The 20,480-nt window shown below is 64.7% G+C and carries 16 protein-coding genes and 3 pseudogenes; 8 read left to right on the plus strand and 11 right to left on the minus strand.

What is annotated here, in order from left to right:
* Positions 1-34: 34 nt before the first annotated feature.
* From OQF70_RS05745 to OQF70_RS05755, 5 genes and pseudogenes are all read right to left on the minus strand, one after another.
* Positions 35-1,123 (minus strand): DNA topoisomerase IV subunit A, encoded by a 1,089-nt coding sequence (locus tag OQF70_RS05745; RefSeq protein ID WP_280536400.1) that lies wholly within the window; start codon positions 1,121-1,123, stop codon positions 35-37.
* Positions 1,123-3,219: pseudogene (locus OQF70_RS13425) on the minus strand (DNA topoisomerase VI subunit B); the annotation flags it as partial. The gene OQF70_RS05745 and the pseudogene OQF70_RS13425, both read right to left, overlap by 1 nt.
* Positions 3,220-3,255: 36 nt before the next feature.
* Positions 3,256-4,923, minus strand: a pseudogene (locus OQF70_RS13430) (LAGLIDADG family homing endonuclease); the annotation flags it as partial.
* Positions 4,924-5,274 (minus strand): annotated as a pseudogene (locus OQF70_RS13435) (ATP-binding protein); the annotation flags it as partial.
* Between the two features lie 186 nt (positions 5,275-5,460).
* Entirely contained in the window at positions 5,461-6,315 is an 855-nt protein-coding gene (locus OQF70_RS05755; protein WP_280536402.1) for a ZIP family metal transporter, read from the minus strand.
* Between the two features lie 210 nt (positions 6,316-6,525).
* On the opposite strand from OQF70_RS05755, the gene gyrB reads away from it, so the two are divergent.
* Both gyrB and gyrA read left to right on the plus strand, forming a co-directional pair.
* Positions 6,526-9,669, plus strand: coding sequence for a DNA topoisomerase (ATP-hydrolyzing) subunit B (gyrB, locus tag OQF70_RS05760; RefSeq protein WP_321169490.1), 3,144 nt, complete (start codon positions 6,526-6,528; stop codon positions 9,667-9,669).
* Positions 9,669-12,257, plus strand: coding sequence for a DNA gyrase subunit A (gene gyrA, locus OQF70_RS05765; RefSeq protein WP_280536404.1), 2,589 nt, complete (start codon positions 9,669-9,671; stop codon positions 12,255-12,257). Before gyrB ends, gyrA begins: the two co-directional genes overlap by 1 nt.
* 7 nt (positions 12,258-12,264) lie before the next feature.
* On the opposite strand, the gene rocF is transcribed toward gyrA, so the two are convergent.
* A complete protein-coding gene (rocF, locus tag OQF70_RS05770) occupies positions 12,265-13,167 on the minus strand; it encodes an arginase (RefSeq protein WP_280536405.1) in 903 nt (300 codons plus the stop codon).
* A gap of 127 nt (positions 13,168-13,294) precedes the next feature.
* On the opposite strand from rocF, the gene OQF70_RS05775 reads away from it, so the two are divergent.
* The gene (locus OQF70_RS05775; protein ID WP_280536406.1) at positions 13,295-13,828 is read left to right on the plus strand and encodes an Rrf2 family transcriptional regulator; all 534 of its coding nucleotides are present in this window, start codon (positions 13,295-13,297) and stop codon (positions 13,826-13,828) included.
* 16 nt (positions 13,829-13,844) lie between these two features.
* On the opposite strand, the gene OQF70_RS05780 is transcribed toward OQF70_RS05775, so the two are convergent.
* The gene (locus tag OQF70_RS05780) at positions 13,845-15,026 is read right to left on the minus strand and encodes an NAD(P)/FAD-dependent oxidoreductase (protein ID WP_280536407.1); all 1,182 of its coding nucleotides are present in this window, start codon (positions 15,024-15,026) and stop codon (positions 13,845-13,847) included.
* A gap of 93 nt (positions 15,027-15,119) precedes the next feature.
* Positions 15,120-15,941, minus strand: a complete 822-nt coding sequence (locus OQF70_RS05785; protein WP_280536409.1) for a nucleoside phosphorylase — start codon at positions 15,939-15,941, stop codon at positions 15,120-15,122.
* A 109-nt stretch (positions 15,942-16,050) separates the two neighbouring features.
* On the opposite strand from OQF70_RS05785, the gene OQF70_RS05790 reads away from it, so the two are divergent.
* A complete protein-coding gene (locus OQF70_RS05790; protein WP_092817562.1) occupies positions 16,051-16,230 on the plus strand; it encodes a hypothetical protein in 180 nt (59 codons plus the stop codon).
* Positions 16,231-16,284: 54 nt separating this feature from the next.
* Here the strand turns inward: OQF70_RS05790 and OQF70_RS05795 are convergent, their stop codons facing one another.
* The gene (locus OQF70_RS05795) at positions 16,285-16,689 is read right to left on the minus strand and encodes a translation initiation factor IF-2 subunit beta (protein ID WP_280536410.1); all 405 of its coding nucleotides are present in this window, start codon (positions 16,687-16,689) and stop codon (positions 16,285-16,287) included.
* A gap of 152 nt (positions 16,690-16,841) precedes the next feature.
* Between OQF70_RS05795 and OQF70_RS05800 the strand changes: the two genes are divergently transcribed.
* Entirely contained in the window at positions 16,842-17,075 is a 234-nt protein-coding gene (locus tag OQF70_RS05800) for a UPF0058 family protein (RefSeq protein ID WP_092817564.1), read from the plus strand.
* A 239-nt stretch (positions 17,076-17,314) separates the two neighbouring features.
* Here the strand turns inward: OQF70_RS05800 and OQF70_RS05805 are convergent, their stop codons facing one another.
* Both OQF70_RS05805 and OQF70_RS05810 read right to left on the minus strand, forming a co-directional pair.
* A complete protein-coding gene (locus OQF70_RS05805) occupies positions 17,315-17,770 on the minus strand; it encodes a DUF555 domain-containing protein (protein ID WP_280536411.1) in 456 nt (151 codons plus the stop codon).
* Between the two features lie 80 nt (positions 17,771-17,850).
* Entirely contained in the window at positions 17,851-18,777 is a 927-nt protein-coding gene (locus tag OQF70_RS05810; RefSeq protein WP_280536418.1) for an 8-oxoguanine DNA glycosylase, read from the minus strand.
* A gap of 165 nt (positions 18,778-18,942) precedes the next feature.
* Here OQF70_RS05810 and OQF70_RS05815 point away from each other — a divergent pair, with 165 nt between their 5' ends.
* The 3 genes from OQF70_RS05815 (at position 18,943) to OQF70_RS05825 (ending at position 20,336) form a co-directional block, all read left to right on the plus strand.
* Positions 18,943-19,455, plus strand: a complete 513-nt coding sequence (locus OQF70_RS05815) for a cyclase (protein ID WP_280536412.1) — start codon at positions 18,943-18,945, stop codon at positions 19,453-19,455.
* Positions 19,456-19,566: 111 nt separating this feature from the next.
* Positions 19,567-19,971 (plus strand): VOC family protein, encoded by a 405-nt coding sequence (locus OQF70_RS05820; protein ID WP_092817566.1) that lies wholly within the window; start codon positions 19,567-19,569, stop codon positions 19,969-19,971.
* 86 nt (positions 19,972-20,057) lie between these two features.
* Positions 20,058-20,336, plus strand: a complete 279-nt coding sequence (locus tag OQF70_RS05825) for a hypothetical protein (RefSeq protein ID WP_280536413.1) — start codon at positions 20,058-20,060, stop codon at positions 20,334-20,336.
* Positions 20,337-20,480 lie beyond the last annotated feature (144 nt).

A 20,480-nucleotide genomic window follows, 5' to 3' on the forward strand; every position in this document is an offset into this window, starting at 1 on the left:
GTTCCGCCTGTAGACGCCGCGACGCCCTGACGACTTATTGGACGCCCATCTCGGCGAGCCGTTCGGGGAGATAGGTGTCGGTGACGAAGTCCAGCCCGCGGCTCGCCAGCGCCTGCTGTTCGGACTTCTTGCCGATGTCGAGCTGCAGTTCGATCTGCTCCTCCCAGTAATCGGTCTGGAAGCGGGGATCCTCGAGCTCCGACTCGAGGGCGTTCACGTCCGAGTCCGAGAGCGGATCGCTTGGCAGGTCGTACTCGACGATGTCCGTCGGCCGAATGCCGACGAACCGTGCATCCGGCGTGGCGAGGTACTCCGAGAGGTGTGCGGACTTGATCGAGCCGTACGCCACCGACCCGAAGATGCGGTAGGACCACGGGTCGCCGTCGGTAAAGACGACCACCGGGAGGTCGAGCTCGTCGTTGAGCCGCCGGGTGATCCGCCGGGTCGCTCGCGCGGGCTGGCCCTTGAGGTGGACCACGAGACAGTTGTAGTCGTCGTCGAAGCCGTTCTCGACGAGCCGGTCGCGCATCCCGCCGGTCTCGACACAGAGGACGAAGTCGATGTCGTGGTCGAGGAACTCGATCATGTCCGGGTTGTTGGGGATCTGGTAGCCTCCCTCGCCGACGTCCTCCTGACAGTGGATCTCGCGTTCGCCGCGGCGGGTCTGCTCGCGGAGCCGGAGCGGCCCCATCAGGGTCGCGCCCGACTCCTCCGGGCGCATGTGGAAGTCCTCGCGGGTGACCCCGGAGACGATCTCCAGGTCCTCGACGAGGTCGTTCGACTCGTCCTGGCTCGTGAACTGCGCCTCGTCGTTGTCCCACGACTCCGAGAGGTAGTACAGCTCACGCAGGGTCGAGGAGCGTCCCTCCTCGAGTTGGTCCGCGAGGAACTCGATCGTGTAGACCGCCTTCAGCAGCTTCCGGGCGCCGCGCACGGAGTTCGCGCTCCGCGTCGACGTCCGGTCGCCGTAGGTCCAGACGCCGCTTTCGGGGTCGTACTCGATGTTGCTTTTCGTCCGCGTCGGCAGGGTCATCTCCGGGATCTCCCCGCCCGCGAACTGGTCGTAGAACTCCGCCGCCAGGTCGATGAGCTGTGCTCGTGCGTCCGCGTCGTTTGCTGCCATTAGGCGTTCACCGTGAGTTTCTCCGCTTCGACGCCGTCGACGCTCACGTCGAAGTCGGCGTCGTCAGCCACCGTATACGTCACCGTTGCCTCCTCGCCGGCTGGGACGTCGGGGCGCCACTGCAGGAACCACTCGCCGTCCATATCCACGACCGTCCCGTCGGAGAGATCGGTCGGTTCGGCCGAGACGATGTCCGTGATCTCGAGGGACTCGTTCGTGTCCGAGTGGTTCTCCACCCGGAGCGTGACCGAGACCTCCTCGTCGCCGTCGATCTCGCGTTCGACGCTGACATTGTTCATAATGCGTGCGAGCGCGCCGTCGATGTCGGGACGCTGGCGGCCGGTCACCTCCGCGACCTTGTCGGCCATCTCCGGGAGGATGCGCCCGAGGACGTCCTGCTTCTCGCGGCGCTTCTGCATCGAGCGCCGCTTGTTGAGGAACGACTTCAGCTCGCGGGCTGCCTCGCGGATGGCGAGTTCGATCTCGTCTTCGATCTCCGGGATGTTCGCGAGCGCGTCCTTCGACTCGCTCGTGAACGGGACGTTCGTCGAGGCGACGTGGACCATGATCACCGCGGGCCCGCTGGGCAGTCCGCTGCCGCCGGGTTGGTCGAGCCCGTAGTTGCGCCAGCCGATCGATTTGACGACGTCCGTCGTCGCGCAGGCGCCGCGTTGGTAGACGAGCGGAACTCGGTTCGCAAAGCGCATCACCTCGACGCTGCCGTCGGCGGGGATCTCGCCGCCGTAGGCGATCCCCGCCTCGACGATGAAGGGGTCGCCGCCGTGAACCTCCGCGTCCCGCGTGGCGGCCGCGTAGAAGTCCGCGTCGAACTCCTTGCGAAGCCCCGCCTCGACGAGCTCGTCGGTGATCGGCGCCAGGCAGTCGGTCGGGGGCGCCAGGATGTCCGTCTCGCGCATCGCCTCCAACAGCTCCGCGGCGGCGTCGCGGTTCCCGGCCACCGCGTCCACGTTCGGCGGATCGTCGGGGACGGTCTCCATCAACGACCAGAGCGCGTCGGCGACGTTCTCCCGAGCCGTCTCGCCGAAGCTGACGTCCCGTTGGTCGATGACGAAGCTCGCGGCGTCGGCGATCTCACGCTCCAGGTCCGCGCGGGTGAACCGGAACCGATCGTCGCCGCCGTTCGCGAGGCGACGCGCGAGCGCCTCCGCGACCGCGCGGACCGTCTCGTCGTCCTTGCGCGTGCTCGTCGCGTCCTCGATGACCGCGTGAAGGTCGTCGGTGAGGAGATCGCGCGTCTCGTCGTCGGCCGCGTCCTCGGCGTCGCCGTAGGCGGTGATCTCGGTCCAGGCGGCCGCGATCGCGTTCTCGCGGACCGTCTCCCCGAACGTCTTGTCGGTGTCGGCCGCGACCTCCTCGGCGACCGTCTCGACGATCCCGACCAGCTCGGCGTGAGTGATCCGGGTATGATTCCCGACCGTCTCGGCGACCCGGCTGGCGAAGGCGTCGGTGGCGGCGGCCCCCTTGTTGGAGACGGCGTCCGCGACCGCCGCCTCGAGGTCGGCGTCCTCGTGGGCGGCCGGTGGGCGCCAGGCGATCTCCCGACCGAAATGCCGGTCGCGGAAGTTCGAGACCAGGGAGTCGGCCGTCTTCTTCCCGACGCGGGTGAACTCCCCCTGGAGGAACCCGGAGATCGAGTAGGAGTCGGTCCCCTCAAGCATCTTGATGAGCGTCCCCAGCTCGACGCCGTGGGGGTGTGGCCGGATCTCGGAGGTTTCGGCCGGCAGCTGGTCGGTCGCGCGCTCGAACTTCAGCGGCTCGTCGAGCCCCGGTTCCCGGAGCTCGATCCGGGCGTGGGGGTTGACGACCGCCGTGTGTTTGATGTAGTCGTGGAGCTGCGACCGGGCGCGCATGTTCGCCTCCATCTCGAGTTCGATGCGCGTCCCGTGGGGGCGGTCCCAGCTCGTTTCCTCGTCGGCTTTGATCTCCGGCTCGTTCGTGTCGGTGTCGATGATCAGCTCGAAGTACTGGGCCGCCGACTGCCCCTTGGGTCGCGAGGTGATCTTCGCCGGTTGGCCGGAAGTGAGCTGAGAGTACAGTACAGCCGCTGAGATCCCGATCCCCTGTTGACCCCGGCTATTTTTGACGCTCAACGCGCCCTCGTTGGAGACGACGAAGTTTTCGTCTGTTCCGGAGTCGCCCGGAACGGAGATATCGTACACGTGTTCCGGTGGCTCCGTCTCGGTCACGCTCTTCACCGAGAGCAGACACATGTCTGTGTCCGTTATTCCGTGTAGATTGGTGACCGTCTCCCAGAGCGATTCGAGCGAGTTGGTCGCGAAGCCTTCGTCGTCGAGGAGTCCGTATTCCTGTAGGTTGTGTGCGTACCTCGGCTCGTCGATTCGCTCTCCGTCTAGTGCGCGCTCGATCAGCGAGGCGTACGTTTCTGCGTGCTCCCGCTTCGATCCGATTCCGGCACCCATCAGTAATCCGGGAATCGTGTCCGGAACCGTCTCGGCGCTGGCGTCGCTGACGCGCACATCGTCGAGCAGCGTAGCCGGGACTCGTTTGTATTGCTGTGTCCGCGGTGTTTCCGAGCTTTTGAGCGCGTCGACGACATCGATGTCCGAACCGTATACCTTCGTCCGGTACTTCGTGGAGACTCCCTCACCGTACCCGGTGTCGTCCTCCGAAACCTCCGTACTCGCGAGGACGCCCTGCATATTCCAGAGCGTCGAGAGTTGCCGAGCCAGCGTCTCACTCCGCGTCGTGTGAGACAGTTCGTTGCTCGGGTGAGAATCTGACCCGTCCCCCTCGTAGAGCGCTCCGATGAACCGGCGCTGGAGGTCCGGGTCGAGGTCGAACACGAATCCTGGAACCCGCTTGTTGTCGGCGGCATCGCCACAGACGGATTTTAAGAATAACGCCAGCGGTGAACCGAAGGCCTTCACCCGCGTCGAGTTCCGTTCCCGCTCGATCGTCGTCGTCGACCCACCGATCGTCTGTACCGCCCGTTCCGTCGCTTCGATTAGATCCGACTCGTGGCTTCCGAACGTAAATCCGACCTGTCGCGGTCCCGCGTGCCCCTCAGACACGTAGTACGCCAGCATCTCGACGAGCGACTCGTCGACCGGTAGCGACACTGGGAGCGTCGTCTCATCGCCGCCGACCTGATACGTCTTGAACTCACAGTCGGCTGCCTTCTCTTCCCAACCGAGCGCCAAGACCGTCTCCACCGGGAGGTATCCCTCCTGTAGGTAGTTTTGGTCGAGACTGTCCTTCAGGATCTCAACCCCGTTATATCGGTAGTAGGTTCGCTTTCGATCGCTGTCCTCCGACGGCTTTCGACGAACCGTCTCAGCCGTTTGGAGTACTTCGAGCGTCTCACGATCGAAGCCATACACATAGACACGCCGGTCGGCGAACTCCCCGCGATCGACGTGTTCGAGGAGATTGATCTCCTCGATGTCCCGGTCGGTTGACGGTAGTGTACGGGGTGTGAGGAGAGTGTCGCCGGGTTCGAGACTGCCGGCTTTCACTTCTTGCGTGTTTCCGTTCGAGTCGACGCCAAACACGCTGTGGTTTCCGGTGACCTCAACCGTTCTCCCCTTCCGAGTCTCTATTTCGTAGGTGCGCTCGTCGGTCTCGTGGCGAATCGCGTGAGTGACCGGCTGCCAACTCATCTCCTGCGTCTCGCGGTTGAACGACGGAACTTCGATCGCGTCAGGGATCGGAGCCGTTCCGTCACCGTCACCCGGAAGGTATGCGTCACAGAGTACTCCGATAGGAATGTACTCGACGTTCCCGTCCCGTCTGACGAGTAATCGTTGGTTCGGCGTCAGTGACTGCTCCCTCGCGTGAAACCGACTCCCATACAGTAGCTTTCCGAAGACCTTCGGAAGCTGTTCTTTCGTGATCCCGGGTCCGTTGTCCTCGATCACGAGGCGGTAGTAGTCGCCGACCTCGGTGATCTCGACGTAGATGTCCGGGAGCACGCCGGCCTCCTCGGTCGCGTCGAGGGCGTTGTCGACGGCCTCCTTCACCGCCGTCACCAGCCCGCGAGCGCCCGAGTCGAACCCGAGCATGTGTTTGTTCTTCTCGAAGAACTCGGCGATGGAGATCTCGCGTTGGCCCGCGGCCAACTCCTCGGCGATCCCCTCCTCCTCGCCGAGCGTCGACTGGATGGACGTCATTCGGTGGGAAGGTCTTACCCAGTCGGGGTTAAAACCCCTCCGGCGGCGAGGTGAAAGTGGAATCCGGCGATCGAGACGCGCAATCACCCGGATACCGGGATCGGTTGCGGACGTGCTGGCGGACGATCGGTGGTTGCCGGGCCACACGACCAGCAGCTCGTCGACGGCCACGAACGACTCACGCGGTCACACGACCAGCAGCTCGTCGACGACGACGAGCAGGGCGAAACCGACGAGGAACGCCGCGGTGGCCGCGTCGGCGTATCCGTGACCGTGCGAGGAGGGAATCATCTCCCGAAAGACGACCGCCATCATCGCCCCGGCAGCGAACCCGGCCGCAACCGGAAAGACGCCGGTCGCAAGCGAGACGAGGAAGAACCCGACGACGGCGGCCGCAACCTGTGGGATCAGCCCCGAAAGCGTGGTGTACACGAGCACGCGGCGGTTCGAGATCCCGGTGTCGCCGAACGGAACCGCGAAGGCGAACCCGTCCGGAACGTTCTGGAGGCCGATGACGACCGCAAGCAGCAGGGCGACGTCCTCCAGTCCCGAGGCGAAGGCGACGCCCATCGCGAGCCCCTCGGGGGCGTTGTGGAGGACGATCGCCGTGCCGATGAGCAGCGCACGGCGGGCACGCGAGGCGATCGCCGGATCCGCCGTCTCGTTCGATTCCGCCGTCTCGTTCGATTCCGTCGGCCCCTCCGAGCCGGCGATCGTCCCGCGCTCCCAGCCCCATTCGCCACCGTCCCGGCGCCACCCGACGTACCGCGCGTGGAGATGCGGGATGAGTCGGTTCCCGCCCAGGAGGACGAAGCCGCCCATAAACACACCGGACATCACGGCGAAGAGCGTCCCCTGTTCCATCCCCGGAAGGATCAGTCCGAAGACGCTGGCGGCGATCATAATCCCCGCCGCGAGCCCGAGTGCGGCGTCGTACACCCGGTGTGAGACCGTCGCCCGCACGAACACCGGGAGCGCGCCGACGCCGGTGATCGCGCCCGCGGCGGTCGTCACGACGAGCATCGTCGCGAACTCGTTCATACGGCGTCATCGGCCAGCACCGACAAATAGGTCCGGGCGGGACGGTCGGAAAACTGACCACCGACAGGCTCGTTCACGCGCCCGCGCGTGAGAGGCTTTATGAGTGGTGGTGCACTAGCCACCACAACTCCAATGTCAGAGGAAAACGAGTACGGCGCCGGGCAGATCCAGGTCCTCGAAGGGCTCCAGGCCGTCCGGAAGCGCCCGGCGATGTACATCGGTTCGACCGACGGTCGAGGGTTACACCACCTCGTCTACGAGGTGGTCGACAACTCGATCGACGAGGCCCTCGCCGGCCACTGTTCGGCGATCGAGGTCACGATCCACGATGACGCGTCGGTGAGCGTTCACGACGACGGCCGCGGCATCCCGGTCGACACCCACGAACAGTACGACCGGCCGGCCCTCGAGGTCATTATGACGGTCCTCCACGCGGGCGGGAAGTTCGACTCCAAGTCCTACCAGGTCTCGGGGGGCCTCCACGGCGTCGGCGTGAGCGTCGTCAACGCGCTCTCGGAGCGCCTCGAGGTCGAGGTCAAACGCGACGGCGGCGTCTACCGCCACCGGTTCGATCACGGCGAGCCCGTCGAGGGCGCCTTCGAACGCGTTCGCGGGATGGACCCCGACGAGGAGACGGGGACGACCATTCGGTTCTGGCCCGACGGGGAGATCTTCGAGACGACCGACTTCGAGTACGGCACGCTCGCGAACCGACTGCGCGAGCTCGCCTTCCTCAACTCCGGGGTCGCGATCACGCTGACCGACGATCGGCCCGCGGAGACGGAACGGGAGACGTTCCAGTACGAGGGCGGGATCCGCGAGTTCGTCGAGTACCTCAACGAGACCCGGTCGCCGATCCACTCGGACGTTATCTATCTCACCGACGAGGCGGACGACATCCACGTCGAGATCGCGATGCAGGCCACCGAGGAGCTACAGGGGTCGGTCCACGCGTTCGCGAACAACATCAACACTCGCGAGGGCGGCACCCACCTCACCGGATTCAAAACCGCCCTGACCAGGACCGTCAACGACTACGCCAACGAACACGACCTGATCGGCGATCTGGAGGGGAACTTGAAGGGAGAAGACGTCCGTGAAGGGCTCACCGCGGTCATCTCGGTGAAACACCCCGATCCGCAGTTCGAGGGCCAGACGAAGACCAAACTCGGCAACTCGGAGGTCCGCGGGATCGTCGAGTCGGCGGTTCACGAGCGTCTCGGCACCTACTTCGAGGAGCACCCGGACACCGCCCGGAAGGTCGTCCACAAGGCCGCCGAGGCCGCCCGAGCGCGAAAGGCCGCGAAAAAGGCCGAGGAGCTGACGCGCCGGAAGTCGGCGCTGGAGTCGTCGACCCTACCCGGGAAGCTCGCCGACTGTCAGACCCGCGATCCGGCGGAGGCCGAGCTGTTCGTGGTGGAGGGCGACAGCGCCGGGGGGTGCTTCACCGGTGACACGGAGATCGCACTCGCGTCCGGGCGATCGATCACGTTCGAGCAGCTCGTCAGGGAGCATACCGACGGAGAGACGCACTACTGTTACACGGTCGAGTCCGATGGCAAGATCGGGATCCAGCAGATCACGAATCCGCGCATCACGGAAACCGATGCGAACCTGGTGGAAGTCACCCTCGATAACGGTGAGACGGTACGGTGTACTCCCGACCACGAGTTTATGCTCAGGGACGGGAGATACTGCGAGGCGCAGGACCTTGACGAGGGGCAGTCGCTTATGCCGCTGTACCGAAAGACATCGGATACTGACGAAGAGAATATTACGATCGACGGCTATGAGATGGTAAAACAGCCGGTAATGCGTGACTTCTGGGAGTTCACTCACCTCCTTGCGGACCGATACAATTTGGAGAACGAAAGATACGGTAAGAGCGACGGAGAACACAAACACCATCTCGATTTCGATAAGCGAAATAATCGTCCCGACAATATCCAGCGGCTCCCGAAGGACGAACATCTAGAGTTACACCGGGAACACGCAAAGCAAACTCTCCATACGGAGGAAGTATACGAGAAACTTCGAGAACTCAGGCAGAGTGAGGAGTTCCGGGAGATGATGAGCGATCGTATGCAGCAAGAGGAGACTGTAGAAATTCTCCGGAAACAAGCCGAAGAACAGTGGGAAGACGAGGAGTACCGTGAGTATATGCAGGAGGCGTGGCAGGAATACTACGATAACAATCCGGAATACAGAGAACGCGTACGTGAACGTCTGACTGAGGAGGCTCGAAAGTACTGGGCTAACGAATCACACCGTGAAGAGCAGTCAGAACGGGTTGAACAGTACTACGAGGAGAATCCAGAAGCTGTTGAAAAGCGACGGAAAGAGGCAAAAGAACAGTGGGATAACGAGGAACTTCTCGAATGGCGGAGTGAGAAGACGAAAGAACAGTGGGACAAAAAGTTTCGGGAACAGCGAAAGGAGGCGTACAACCAGACTTACTTCGAGAACACGATTCCCTTTATGAAGGAAGTCCTGGAAGAGGAGGGGGATCTGGAGAACTACGACGAGCGGAGACGAAAGAAAAACGATCCGAACGTCCTCACCAAATCAACGACGATCGAGAAGTTCTTCGAAGGAGAGTCGGAATTGATCGAGGCCGTACAGGCACATAACCACTCCGTGGTGTCGGTGGAACCGCTCGAATCGACAGAGGACGTGTACGATATCGAGGTACCTGGAACCCACAACTTCGCCCTCGAATCAGGGGTGTTCGTCCACAACAGCGCCAAGCAGGGTCGCAACCGCGAGAACCAGGCGATCCTCCCCCTGAAGGGGAAGATCCTCAACGTCGAGAAACACCGGCTCGACCGCATCCTTGAGAACGACGAGATCCGCGCGCTGATCACGGCGATCGGCGCGGGGATCGGCGAGGAGTTCGACATCGACGACGTCCGGTACAACAAGATCATCCTGCTCGTCGACGCCGACGTCGACGGCGCACACATCCGGACCCTCCTGTTGACGCTTCTGTACCGGCACATGAAGCCGCTGATCGAGGCCGGCTACGTGTACGCGGCACAGCCGCCGCTGTACCGGATCCGAAAGGGATCGGAGACGTACGACGCGATGACCGAGGCGGAGCGCGACCGCATCATCGAGGAGGAGTGCGGCGGCGACCCCGACCAGACCCAGCGGTTCAAGGGGCTCGGAGAGATGAACCCCGACCAGCTGTGGAACACGACTATGGACCCCGAAAACCGAATACTGAAACGAATAACCATCGACGACGCGGCCGCCGCCGATCGGATGTTCAACGTCCTGATGGGTGACGCAGTCGAACCGCGCAAGCAGTTCATCAAGGAACACGCGACCGAGGCGGAGTGGGTGGACATCTGATGAGCTCCGACGTACCCGACGTCGACCCCGAGGACGTCCGCGCAGCGCAGGTGACGAACGCCCGCATCGAGGACGAGATGGAGCAGTCGTACATCGACTACGCGATGTCGGTCATCGCGGGGCGCGCGCTCCCGGACGTTCGGGACGGGCTCAAGCCCGTCCATCGACGAATCCTCTACGCGATGCACGAGGCGGGCGTCACCAGCAACTCCCCGCACCGCAAGTCCTCGTCCGTGGTCGGCGAGACGATGGGTGACTACCACCCCCACGGTGACAGCGCCATCTACGACACGCTCGCGCGGATGGCCCAGGACTTCTCGATGCGATATCCCCTCATCGACGGGCAGGGGAACTTCGGATCCATCGACGGCGATCCGCCGGCCGCGATGCGGTACACCGAGGCCCGGATGGCCCCCATCGCCGAGGAGCTGCTCGCGGACATCGAGCGCGACACGGTCGACTTCCAGCCCAACTACGACGACCGCCTCGAGGAGCCCGAGGTGTTGCCGTCGGCGATCCCGAACCTGCTCGTCAACGGCTCGTCGGGGATCGCCGTCGGGATGTCCACGAACATCCCGCCGCACAACCTCGGCGAGGTGATCGACGCGACGGTCGAGTTGATCGAGACGCCGGACGCGACGGTCGAGGACCTGATGGACCACGTCAAAGGCCCCGACTTCCCCACCGGTGCGAACATCGTCGGGCGAAACGCGGTCCACAAGGCGTACAAGACGGGACGCGGCCGCGTCCGCGTCCGTGCGGAGTTCGAGGTCGACGAGGAGGAGGGACGGATCGTCATCACCGAGCTCCCCTTCCAACAGAACAAGTCCCGGCTCGTCGAGCGGATCGCCGAGGACGTCACCGAGGGCGCGATCGAGGGGATTCGCGACCTCCGCGACGAATCCGACCGCGACGGGATCCGCGTCGTGATCGATCTCAAACGCGACGCGATGGCGGAGGTCGTGAAGAACCAGCTGCTGGAGAGCCACCTCGAACGGACGTTCGGCGTCATCAACCTCGCCCTCGTCGACGGCGCGCCGCGGGTGCTCGATCTCAAGGAGACGCTCGAACACTACGTCGAACACCGGCGCGACGTCGTTCGACGACGGTCGGAACACGAGCTCGAGGAGCGCGAGGACCGCGCGCACATCCTCGAAGGCCGGCTGAAGGCGCTCGAAAACGTCGACAGCGTCGTCGAGACCATTCAGGACTCCGCGGATCGCGACGCCGCGAAGGCGGCACTGGAGGCCGACTACGAGTTCTCGGAGGCGCAGGCAGAACACATCGTTCGGATGCAGCTCGGATCGCTCACCTCGATGGAGACCCAGGAGATCGAATCCGAGTACGCGGACGTCACCGCCCGGATCGAGCGGCTGGAGACGATCCTCGGTGACCCCGACGAGCTGGATCAGGTCATCGTCGACGAGCTGGAGGCGATCAAAGACGAGTACGACGACGAGCGCCGAACCAGCTTCATCGAGGACTCCGGATCGGTCACCCACGAGGACCTCATCCCCGAGGAGGAGTGCGTGGTCGTGATGTCCGAGGACGACTACATCAAGCGGATGTCGCTTGAGGCGTTCCGGGCGCAAAACCGCGGCGGGAAGGGGATCATCGGGACGGACCTCAAGGAGGGTGACAGCGTCTCCTCGGTGTTCATCGCGAACTCCCACGATTACCTGCTTGCGATCACCAATCGGGGACAGATCTACCAGCTGAAGACCTACGAGATCCCCGAGATGTCCCGGACGGCCCGCGGGAAGTCGGCCGTCAACCTCCTCGATCTCGACGACGGCGAGGAGATCCAGGCGGTCGTCGACTGCGACCGCGTCGGCGAGGACGTCGACGAGGAGCGATACCTGACGATGGTCACGCGTGACGGCTACATCAAGCGGACGTCCGTCGAAGCCTTCGAGAACATCCGATCGACGGGGATCCGTGCGATCCGACTGGAGGACGGCGACGAGCTCGTCGACGTCGAGGAAACCGACGGTGACGCCGACCTCGTGATCGGAACCGCCGACGGGATGGCCATCCGGTTCGACGAGGACGAGGTGCGGGCGATGGGTCGCAGCGCCCGTGGCGTCCGCGGGATCGACCTTGAGCCGGGCGACCGGGTTGCCGGGCTCGCCGCGGTCGATCCCGACCGGCACAACTGGGTCCTGACCGTCACCGAGAACGGGTACGGGAAACGGTCGGACGTCTCCGAATACCGCGTCCAGTCACGAAACGGCAAGGGACTCATCGACATCAAGACCGGGAGTCGAAACGGCTCCGTCGTCGCGATCGAGGCGGTGACCCACGGCGACCACCTCCTCGCGATGAGCGCCGACGGCCAGATAATGCGAACCCGCGTCGAGGACGTCTCGACGGTCGGCCGGAACACGATGGGCGTGATCGTGATGGATCTGGCGGCCGCGGACGAGGTGTCGTGTCTCGACATCGTTCCGGCGGCGATCGCCACGGGTGACCGCGAGGACGAGACGAGCGATCCGGACGCAACCGAATCGGAGACGCCCGAGACGGACGCGACGGCGGCCGACGTCGCCGAGGCCGACGTGGCCGACCCCGACACCGAAGACGAGTAGCGAGCGGTTACAACACCGTTTTGCCGAACGCGCTGGCCGCCAGCTCGGTCGCGAGTTCGGCGGTCTCGTTGTGGCTGTCGAGCGTCGGATTCACCTCGACGAGCTCCATCGAGCGAACGCCGGCGTCGGCGACCTGTTCCATCGCGGAGTGGGCTTCCCGGTACGTAACCCCGCCGCGGACGGGCGTCCCGACGCCGGGCGCCTCGGTCGGGTCGAGCCAGTCGAGATCGAGGCTGACGTGCAGTCCGTCGACGCCGTCCGTCGCCGTTTCGATCGCCTCCTCAACGACGGTCGTGATCCCCCGGTCGTCGATGTCCGACATCGTGTAGGCGCTGATCCCCCGATCGGCGATCAGCTCGCGTTCGGCGGGATCGACGCTGCGAAGTCCGACCAAGACGAGGTTCTCCTCACGAAACCGCGGCGCGTGCGCCCAGTCCATCTCGGCGAAGGGACCATACCCCAACGCGGCCGCAAGCGGCATTCCGTGGACGTTCCCCGACGGTGACGTCTCCGGAGTGTTGAGATCGGCGTGGGCGTCGAACCAGATCGCGCCGAGGTCGGCCTCACGGGCCGCACCCGACAGCGTTCCGATCGCGACGGAGTGGTCCCCCCCGAGCACGAGCGGCGTTTCCCCGGCGGCAAGCGACTCGGCGACGTCGTCGCCGAGTCGGGTGCAGACCTCGGCGGTTTCCCGAAGGAACTTGGCCGTTCCCGACGGCGGCGTCTCGTGGTCGGGGTCGCGTTCCTCGGCACGGGGGACGGCGAGATCGCCCCCGTCGACCGGTTCGACGCCGGTGCGTGAGAGCTGGTCGGAAAGCCCCGCATACCGGATCGCCGAAGGACCCATATCGACGCCACGACGGTTGGCGCCGTAGTCGGTCGGTGCGCCGATGATTCGAACGGTGGTCATACGCGGCGATCGACGGCGGACGGCTTGAAGCTGGGGATCACGGATGTGACAAACCCAGCCCGCTCTCGATCGGGACCGGATCCCGGCTTCCACCGCCTTTAAGCGGGCTCCGTGAGTACGGATCCGTATGTCATCGATCGAACTGACGTCCAGTCAGAAAACCATCCTGACGGCGCTTATCAATCTCTACCGTGAGGAGGACGGCGCGGTCAAGGGCGAAACGATCGCGGCGGAAGTCGACCGGAATCCGGGCACGATCCGCAACCAGATGCAGAGCCTCAAGGCTCTCCAGCTCGTCGAGGGCGTCCCCGGTCCGAAAGGCGGGTACAAGCCGACGGCCAACGCCTACGAGGCACTCGACGTCCAGCAAATGGACGAGCCGGCGAACGTCACGCTTCGCTACGAGGGAGAGATCGTCGAGGACGCGAACGTCGACGAGATCGACCTCTCGAGCGTCCACCATCCAGAGCTGTGTCGCGCCGAGATCCACATCCAGGGATCGGTACGCAGGTTCTCGGAGGGCGATTCGGTCACCGTCGGTCCGACCCCGCTGTCGAAGCTCGTGATCGAGGGAACCGTCGACGGCAAGGACGACACCTCGAACGTACTCATCCTCCGGATCGACGACATGCGCGCGCCGATCGAGGATCCGGAGCACTAACGGTTCGATTCCCCGTTTACATGTCGCCGAAGGCGCTCACGGCGCGTCCCGGCGAGGAGATCTTCCCGATCCAGCGGCTTGCGATCGCCTTCTTGAGCATCTTCGCGGCCGGCCCGCCGAAGGTGTTGATCGGAATTCCCGTGACGTCGTGGGCGACGGCCGAGTCGCCGACGGAGATGACGGTCCCTTTGTCCTCGTGTCGCCAGGTCTTCAGCGGCGCGCCGCGAGCGGCACGCGCGAGGTTCTCACCGGCGACCTCCGCGGCCTGCCAGGCCGCCTGTGCGGTCGGGGGCGCGACGTCGTCGCCACCCTGGCTGACGAGCGCGGTGTCGCCGATGGCGAACACGCGGTCGTCGCTCGTGGTGAAGTCGGATTCGGCGACGACACGGTTCGAGCGGTCGTCCGTCTCGACGTCGACGCCCTCCAGTTCCGGCTGGCCGGTGATGCCGCCGGTCCAGATGAGAACGTCGTAGGACAGCTCCTCGTGGTCCTCGTCCTCGCCGCCGCCCAGATACACCGACTCGTCGTCGGCCTTCGAGATGAAGTCACCGGTGAGGATCTCCACGTCCGCGTTCTCGAGTCGCTTTCGGAGGGCACCCTGTACTTCCGGATCGTTTCCGGGGAAGACCTCGTCGAGCCCCTCGATGAGCGACACGTCGATCGGCGCGCGGTGTTTCTCACGATACTCGGCGATCTCGCCGGCAGTCTGGATGCCCGAGAGCCCGGCACCGCCGACGAGCACCTGTGCGGGATCGGACTGGGTCGCCTCCGCGGCGGCCTCCCGAACCTCCCGGTGGATCTCGTGGGCGTCCTCGAGGCCCTTGAGCTGGTGGGCGTGTTCCTTCAGGCCGTTGATGCCGAAGAACGCCGTCGTCGAACCGATCGCAAGCAGTAGATAATCATACTCCAGGCTGGTCCCGTCGTCGGTTTCGACCGTCCGGTCGTCGACGTCGACGTCGGTCACGCGCCCCCGCACGAACTCCGTGGCGGGGGATTTGATCTCCTCGACGGGAACCGTGACCTTCGATTCGATCGACGGGTCACGGATCACGCGGTGGACCTCGTGTAACACGAGATGGTAATCGTGCTCGGAGACCCAGGTGAGTTCGGTCTCACCGGCATCGATCTCGTCCTCGAACGCCTTCACCGCGCCGGCGCCGGCGTACCCGGAGCCGACGACGACAACTTGCGTACTCATACCGGAGCATCCTCAGTCAGCGGATAAAGTCGCTTTGGAACGTTCCTGTCGGTGAAATCGTGGTGCAAGGGTCGAGGCACGAACGGACCCGTCTCACTCGATCGAGAGGCCCGGATGCCAGCGGTCGGCGTCCGATGCCGCGACGCGATCGTCCATCGCCGCCAGCAGTTTGACGGCGAGCGTCGCGGTCTCGGCGGCGCGATCGTCGCCGGTCGTTCGAAACTCCCCCGACGTTCGGTCGGCGTACACCGAACAGACCGCGCCCGCACGAAGCCCGTAGACGTTCGCAAGCGTGAGGATCGCGCTCGCCTCCATCTCGACGTTCAACACGTTTACCTCGCGCAACTCCTCGAGGAGGGTCTCAGAGCCCGCAGCCTCGAACCCACCGAATCCCGGCCGCCCCTGGCCGGCATAAAACGAATCAGCACTCATCGTCACGCCGACGTGATACTCGTAATCGAGCCGTTCGGCGGCCGCGATCAGCGCAGTGACGACCTCGTGGCTCGCCGTCGCGGGATAATCCGAGCGAACGTACTCGTCGCTGGTCCCCTCCTGGCGAACGGCTCCGGAGGTGATCACGAGGTCGCCGACGTCGGTCTCGGGCTGGATGCCGCCACAGGATCCGACGCGGATGACCGTCCCGACGCCGACCCGCGCAAGCTCCTCAACCGCGATCGCCGCCGACGGCGAGCCGATCCCGGTCGAACACGCCGAGATCGGGACGTCGTCGGCGCGTCCGGTCACGGTCCGGTACTCGCGGTGTCGTGCGACCTCGGTCGAGTCGTCCCACTGGTCCGTGATCGTCTCGAGGCGGTCGGGGTCGCCGGGCAACAACGCCGCGTCGGCGACGTCTTCGGGGCCGACCTCGAGGTGATACTGCGTCTCGTCGTTCGGGTCCTCGCTATCGCCCGTCATAGTCGCGATTCGGGGAGCAACCCCATAGTGGTTCGCGTGCGGCACCGTGGCCGTGACCGATCGCGATCGCCGCCCGTACCTTCTTTAGGCGGGGACGAAAACGTCGGGTATGGTCGAAGCATTCGTTCGGCTCCACTGTCCCGAGTGCGCGAAGGATTGGGAAGCCTCGCCAAGCGATCTCCCCGATCTGCGGACGAACTACAGCTGTGGGGATTGTCACGCGACGCGACGGCTCACGGAATTTATGCGGACTGAACGCGACCTCGAGGCCGTCAAGCAGTTCCAGTGACTTCCAGCGGACGGACCCGTCCCCACGAGATGCCGCATCGCCTCCTGGCTGCCGTCACTCGCCGGTCGGCGACCGCGCACCGCAGGCGTCACAGGCGATGCGGGTCGTTCCCTCCTCGGTAACGAGCCGCGTGTCCGGAAGTCCACACTCCGGACAGACGACGAACGCCTCGGCATAGTCGTCGAGCGCCGCCGCGATCCGATCGGTTCGGAAATCGCCGGTGAGGCGGGCCCGCCCACGCTCGTCGATCCCCGCACTGGTGCCGAGCTCTCCCTGAAGGAACTGGAGCACGTGGTCCGGATCGCGGTCAACCCGGTCGGCGATGTCCTGGAAGTTTTCCACCACGGTCGCGTGCCCCTCCGACCGCACCTCCGGGTCTGGGACCTCGAACCGCCCGTCCTCACCTTGGATGTCGGACGTCTCCTCGATGGCCCGGTCGAGTTGGTCGTCGTACCCCATATCGAACCGTTACGATCGGATCGGGTTAAATTCCGTGGCCCGCAAGCGACTATTCGTGAGAATCCCGCGGGTAGGAGCCGTCTATTCGGGTTCGTGTGTTAACGGTGATCAAGATAATACTATATGCCCTCGGTCGCTAGAAACGGGTGCCTATGAAGAAACAGGAACTCATTCACCTGCACGGCCTTCTTTCGGAAGTACGAAAACAGTGCGAGCACTGGGACGAGGACCTCGAACTCGAGGAGTACGAAACGATGGGTGTCAAACCGACATCGATCCACAAATCCAAGACTGACCACAAAGCGGCTGTTTTCAAACTCGCGACGGGCATCACGGCGCCGATGGGCGAATCCGAATCCGAAGCGCTGGCCCCGACTGCTGACTGAACGTCACCTCTCGCCTCCATACCCAACGCCACACAGTGGCAACGCTCGGCGGGTCCGGGTCCGCACGTGTCGTCCCGGCGTCGCGGAACTCCCCTATCGATCGTCCCGCCTCGATCGCCGAACACCGATCGACGTTGGGGATCACCACCTCTCGATGGGTCACCCAACGCGATCGCTGAACGACAGCTACCCAGTCAGAGACGTCCGTTGATCGGCGAGTCGCAGCCGACGGTGAATCGCTACTCTGGATCCTCAACCATCTCTTCGAACTCGGGGAGGAGATCCGAGTCGTTCTCGACGGCGCCTGATCCCTCATCGTCCCCGTCGGTGGCGGTCCCGGAGTCTTCCGTCGTGTCCGAATCAGGGATCTCCGCAACGGTTAACACCTTCAGCGGAATGTTCCGCAACCGCTGTCCGATCTCCTTGCGGGCGATCCGCGAGGCGTGTTCCTCACGATCGACGTTGAACACGGTCATCTCGAGCTCGAGCGCCACGAGCGCTTCGTCGGCCGCGATAAAGGCCGGCGGGAGCTCCTCGCCGCCGGGTGTGGTCCAGGTCCCCATCTCGATCTCGACGTAGTTGAGGTCGGGATTCAACATCTCCCCGGTCTTCGAGATGGCGATCCGTACCGCTTCGTCGACCGTTTCGACGTCGTATACGGGAACCGCGGCCTCAACGACGACTCGACAGTCCATCGTGAGATCACCTAACGCACCAAGGGGTATGAAGGTTCGGCCGGGTCACCGACCGAATTCACGGAGTCCACCCGGCAAGATCACTCACCGTCCGACCGAAGGTAATGAAACACGTAGGTTTGAGCGTATCCGGCGAACTCCCCGCCGAACCGGCCGCGGATCGCCCGCGAGGTCTCAGCGTAGGACCCACGGTCACACTCGGGAAACCGATCGGCGATGACCGACCGGATCCACGTATCAAGCGGCACCGCCTCGAGGTGGTCCAACGCGAACAAACACACGCAATCGGCGACCTTTTCGCCGACGCCGACGAACTGGGTCAGGAACTCGCGCGCGGGTTCGTACGCGAGCGCGACCGCCTCGGACGGGTGTGCGTCCCCGTCGACAACCATTCGTGCAGTCCGTTCGACGTACGGGGCTCGATATCCCAACGCGAGGTCCCGAAGCCCCTCCTCGGACGCCGCCGCGAGCTGGGTCGGCGTCGGGAACGCGTCGATCGTCTCCTCCCCAAACGTGACCGTCTCACCGTATGTCTCCGCAAGCCGACGCTGCATCCCGTGGATTCGCGAGACGCGCATCTGTGCGGAACAGATGAACGAGATCAGACAGGGAAACGGCGGATCGCGAACCAGACGCATCCCCGGATACGCGTCGACCGATCGGTCCACGATCGGGAGATCGGGGATGGCCGCCAGTATCGCGTCGAGGTCGTCATCGAGCCGCAGGAGATGCGTCAAGAGCGGGACCGCATCGGCGGTGGCCGCCCACTCCAGGGCCCCGTCGTCGACGCCGCCCACCTGTCGGACGCGAACGGCGATCCGCTCATCCGACACGCCGTCGATGGGCGGGACGACCGTCCGGTACCAGTGGTTGCCGCCGTGTGCCCCGAGTTGGTCATACATCGATCCGTCCGCCCGGTCCCAGAGGTAACTCTGTCCGCTTTCGAGCGTCGACTGAAGGTCAAAGGGGCCGGCCACGTCCGCGAGATCGATCGCGCCACGCTCCAGCGACCGCTCGCCGACCGAGCTCGCCGCCGTCGATCCAGTATGCGCGCCCGACTCGGGTGGTTCCGATCCCATCACGTTCGGGGTGGGGCCGGCACCGTATTCGCGTTTCGATACGACCCGTCTGTGCCGGCCAGCCCTTTTGGTCGTCCGGTCCGAACCAACCGTATGCCGACCTACCGCCGCCGGACTCGCGTTGCCGCACCGCTTGCGGACGTGTGGGCGTTCCACTCACGGGCCGACGGTCTGCAACGGCTCACTCCCGACTGGATACACCTCCGTGTCGAGGGCATCGATCGCCCTGATGACGTCGCAGCCGCCACCGAACCACGACCGATCGATGACGACACGGCGACCGAGCTCGTCGCGGGTACCGAGCTTCGGCTCTCGGTCAACCCGTTCGGAATCGGTCCGCGACAGCGTTTCGTCTCGCGGATCCGGGACCGCCACGCCGGGGACGGACGCGCGTACTTCGTGGACGATATGTCCGCCGGACCGCTTCCCGAATGGGTACATACACACCTGTTCTTCGCGGACGGCGACGACACGATCCTCGTCGACGACGTCCACTACCGACTGCCGGGCGGCGCGGTGGCTGCGCGGTTCGCACCGATAAGTGGATGTGGCCTCGAGATGGCGTTTCGTGATCGTCACCGGCGAACCAAAGCGGCACTGGAGTGACTGCCGTGTCAGTGGTGGTCTGCCGGGGAATCCGTACTGTACCGTATCGTCCCGCCCCGGTCCATTCCCGACGACCCAACGACTGAAGCCCACGGCCGGCGAAGAACCGGTATGACCATCGACGTCGTCGACCTCGACCACGTCGCACTGCGCGTCAGCGACCTTGATGCCGCCCTGGCGTTCTACCGTGATCTACTCGGGCTTGACGTCCGGGACCGCGACCGATACGCGGCCGGCGAGGTGCCATACGTCGCCCTCGTGGCCGGCGGCCGTCACCTCCATCTGGTTCCGAGCGAGGGGCCGATCGACGTCGGCGGCGACCACGTCTGTCTGTTGGTGCGTTCGAGCGGTGTCGACACGAGATCCGAACTCGAGGCGCTGCTCGATCGGATCGCCGACGCCGGCTACACGGTCGAACCCGACGAACCGCGGAAACGCTACGGCGCCTACGGGCGCGACTGGGCCGCATACGTCCGTGACCCGGATGGCCGTCGTGTCGAACTCAAACTCCACTAACGGTGCCGACCGCCGGCGGAGTATCACACCATCCCGTGTCCGACCGCAGTCGGTATCCCTTTGTCACCATCCGGCGTGGTCCCGTTATGAGCGGTGACACCTTCGCCGTCGGCATCCACGTGACCGACGCCGAGTTTCAGTTCGTCGTCCGCGTCCCGTCGTCGATCGATTCCGGCTGGTCGGACCCCGATGCCTTCCAGTCGCTCGTCGAACGGCACGTTTGGGACCGACTCGACCGGACCGCCGTCCTGGAGACGATCGATCGAACCGCCGATGTCGGAGAGACCGTCTCCTTGGGCACGATCACGCTCGAACCCGATGGCACCGTCGTCGACGCGTCGCTGCGCGATCCCACGTCGGACTAACTCGCTGACGCCGGGACTGAAGCCGGATCGAGACCGTCGGATCACTAACCACCGCCCCGATCTCCCGCCTCCCGACTGATCACACAGTCGTAACTCCCCAACAACCACACGACTCCTCCAAACACTCCTTGCCGACCGCTAAAA

The sequence above is a fragment of the Halopenitus sp. POP-27 genome (genome assembly GCF_029889855.1).
Taxonomy (GTDB): Archaea; Halobacteriota; Halobacteria; order Halobacteriales; family Haloferacaceae; genus Halopenitus; species Halopenitus malekzadehii.

What these genes read in the sequence shown, in the direction of transcription:
- OQF70_RS05790 (WP_092817562.1), top strand. Translation starts at nt 16,051, where the DNA reads ATGGTCGAAGCATTCGTTCGGCTCCACTGTCCCGAGTGCGCGAAGGAT.
- rocF (WP_280536405.1), bottom strand. Translation starts at nt 13,167, where the DNA reads ATGACCACCGTTCGAATCATCGGCGCACCGACCGACTACGGCGCCAAC.
- gyrA (WP_280536404.1), top strand. Translation starts at nt 9,669, where the DNA reads ATGAGCTCCGACGTACCCGACGTCGACCCCGAGGACGTCCGCGCAGCG.
- OQF70_RS05795 (WP_280536410.1), bottom strand. Translation starts at nt 16,689, where the DNA reads ATGGGGTACGACGACCAACTCGACCGGGCCATCGAGGAGACGTCCGAC.
- OQF70_RS05745 (WP_280536400.1), bottom strand. Translation starts at nt 1,123, where the DNA reads ATGGCAGCAAACGACGCGGACGCACGAGCACAGCTCATCGACCTGGCG.
- OQF70_RS05785 (WP_280536409.1), bottom strand. Translation starts at nt 15,941, where the DNA reads ATGACGGGCGATAGCGAGGACCCGAACGACGAGACGCAGTATCACCTC.
- OQF70_RS05805 (WP_280536411.1), bottom strand. Translation starts at nt 17,770, where the DNA reads ATGGACTGTCGAGTCGTCGTTGAGGCCGCGGTTCCCGTATACGACGTC.
- OQF70_RS05780 (WP_280536407.1), bottom strand. Translation starts at nt 15,026, where the DNA reads ATGAGTACGCAAGTTGTCGTCGTCGGCTCCGGGTACGCCGGCGCCGGC.
- OQF70_RS05800 (WP_092817564.1), top strand. Translation starts at nt 16,842, where the DNA reads ATGAAGAAACAGGAACTCATTCACCTGCACGGCCTTCTTTCGGAAGTA.
- gyrB (WP_321169490.1), top strand. Translation starts at nt 6,526, where the DNA reads ATGTACATCGGTTCGACCGACGGTCGAGGGTTACACCACCTCGTCTAC.
- OQF70_RS05820 (WP_092817566.1), top strand. Translation starts at nt 19,567, where the DNA reads ATGACCATCGACGTCGTCGACCTCGACCACGTCGCACTGCGCGTCAGC.
- OQF70_RS05825 (WP_280536413.1), top strand. Translation starts at nt 20,058, where the DNA reads ATGAGCGGTGACACCTTCGCCGTCGGCATCCACGTGACCGACGCCGAG.
- OQF70_RS05775 (WP_280536406.1), top strand. Translation starts at nt 13,295, where the DNA reads ATGTCATCGATCGAACTGACGTCCAGTCAGAAAACCATCCTGACGGCG.
- OQF70_RS05755 (WP_280536402.1), bottom strand. Translation starts at nt 6,315, where the DNA reads ATGAACGAGTTCGCGACGATGCTCGTCGTGACGACCGCCGCGGGCGCG.
- OQF70_RS05815 (WP_280536412.1), top strand. Translation starts at nt 18,943, where the DNA reads ATGCCGACCTACCGCCGCCGGACTCGCGTTGCCGCACCGCTTGCGGAC.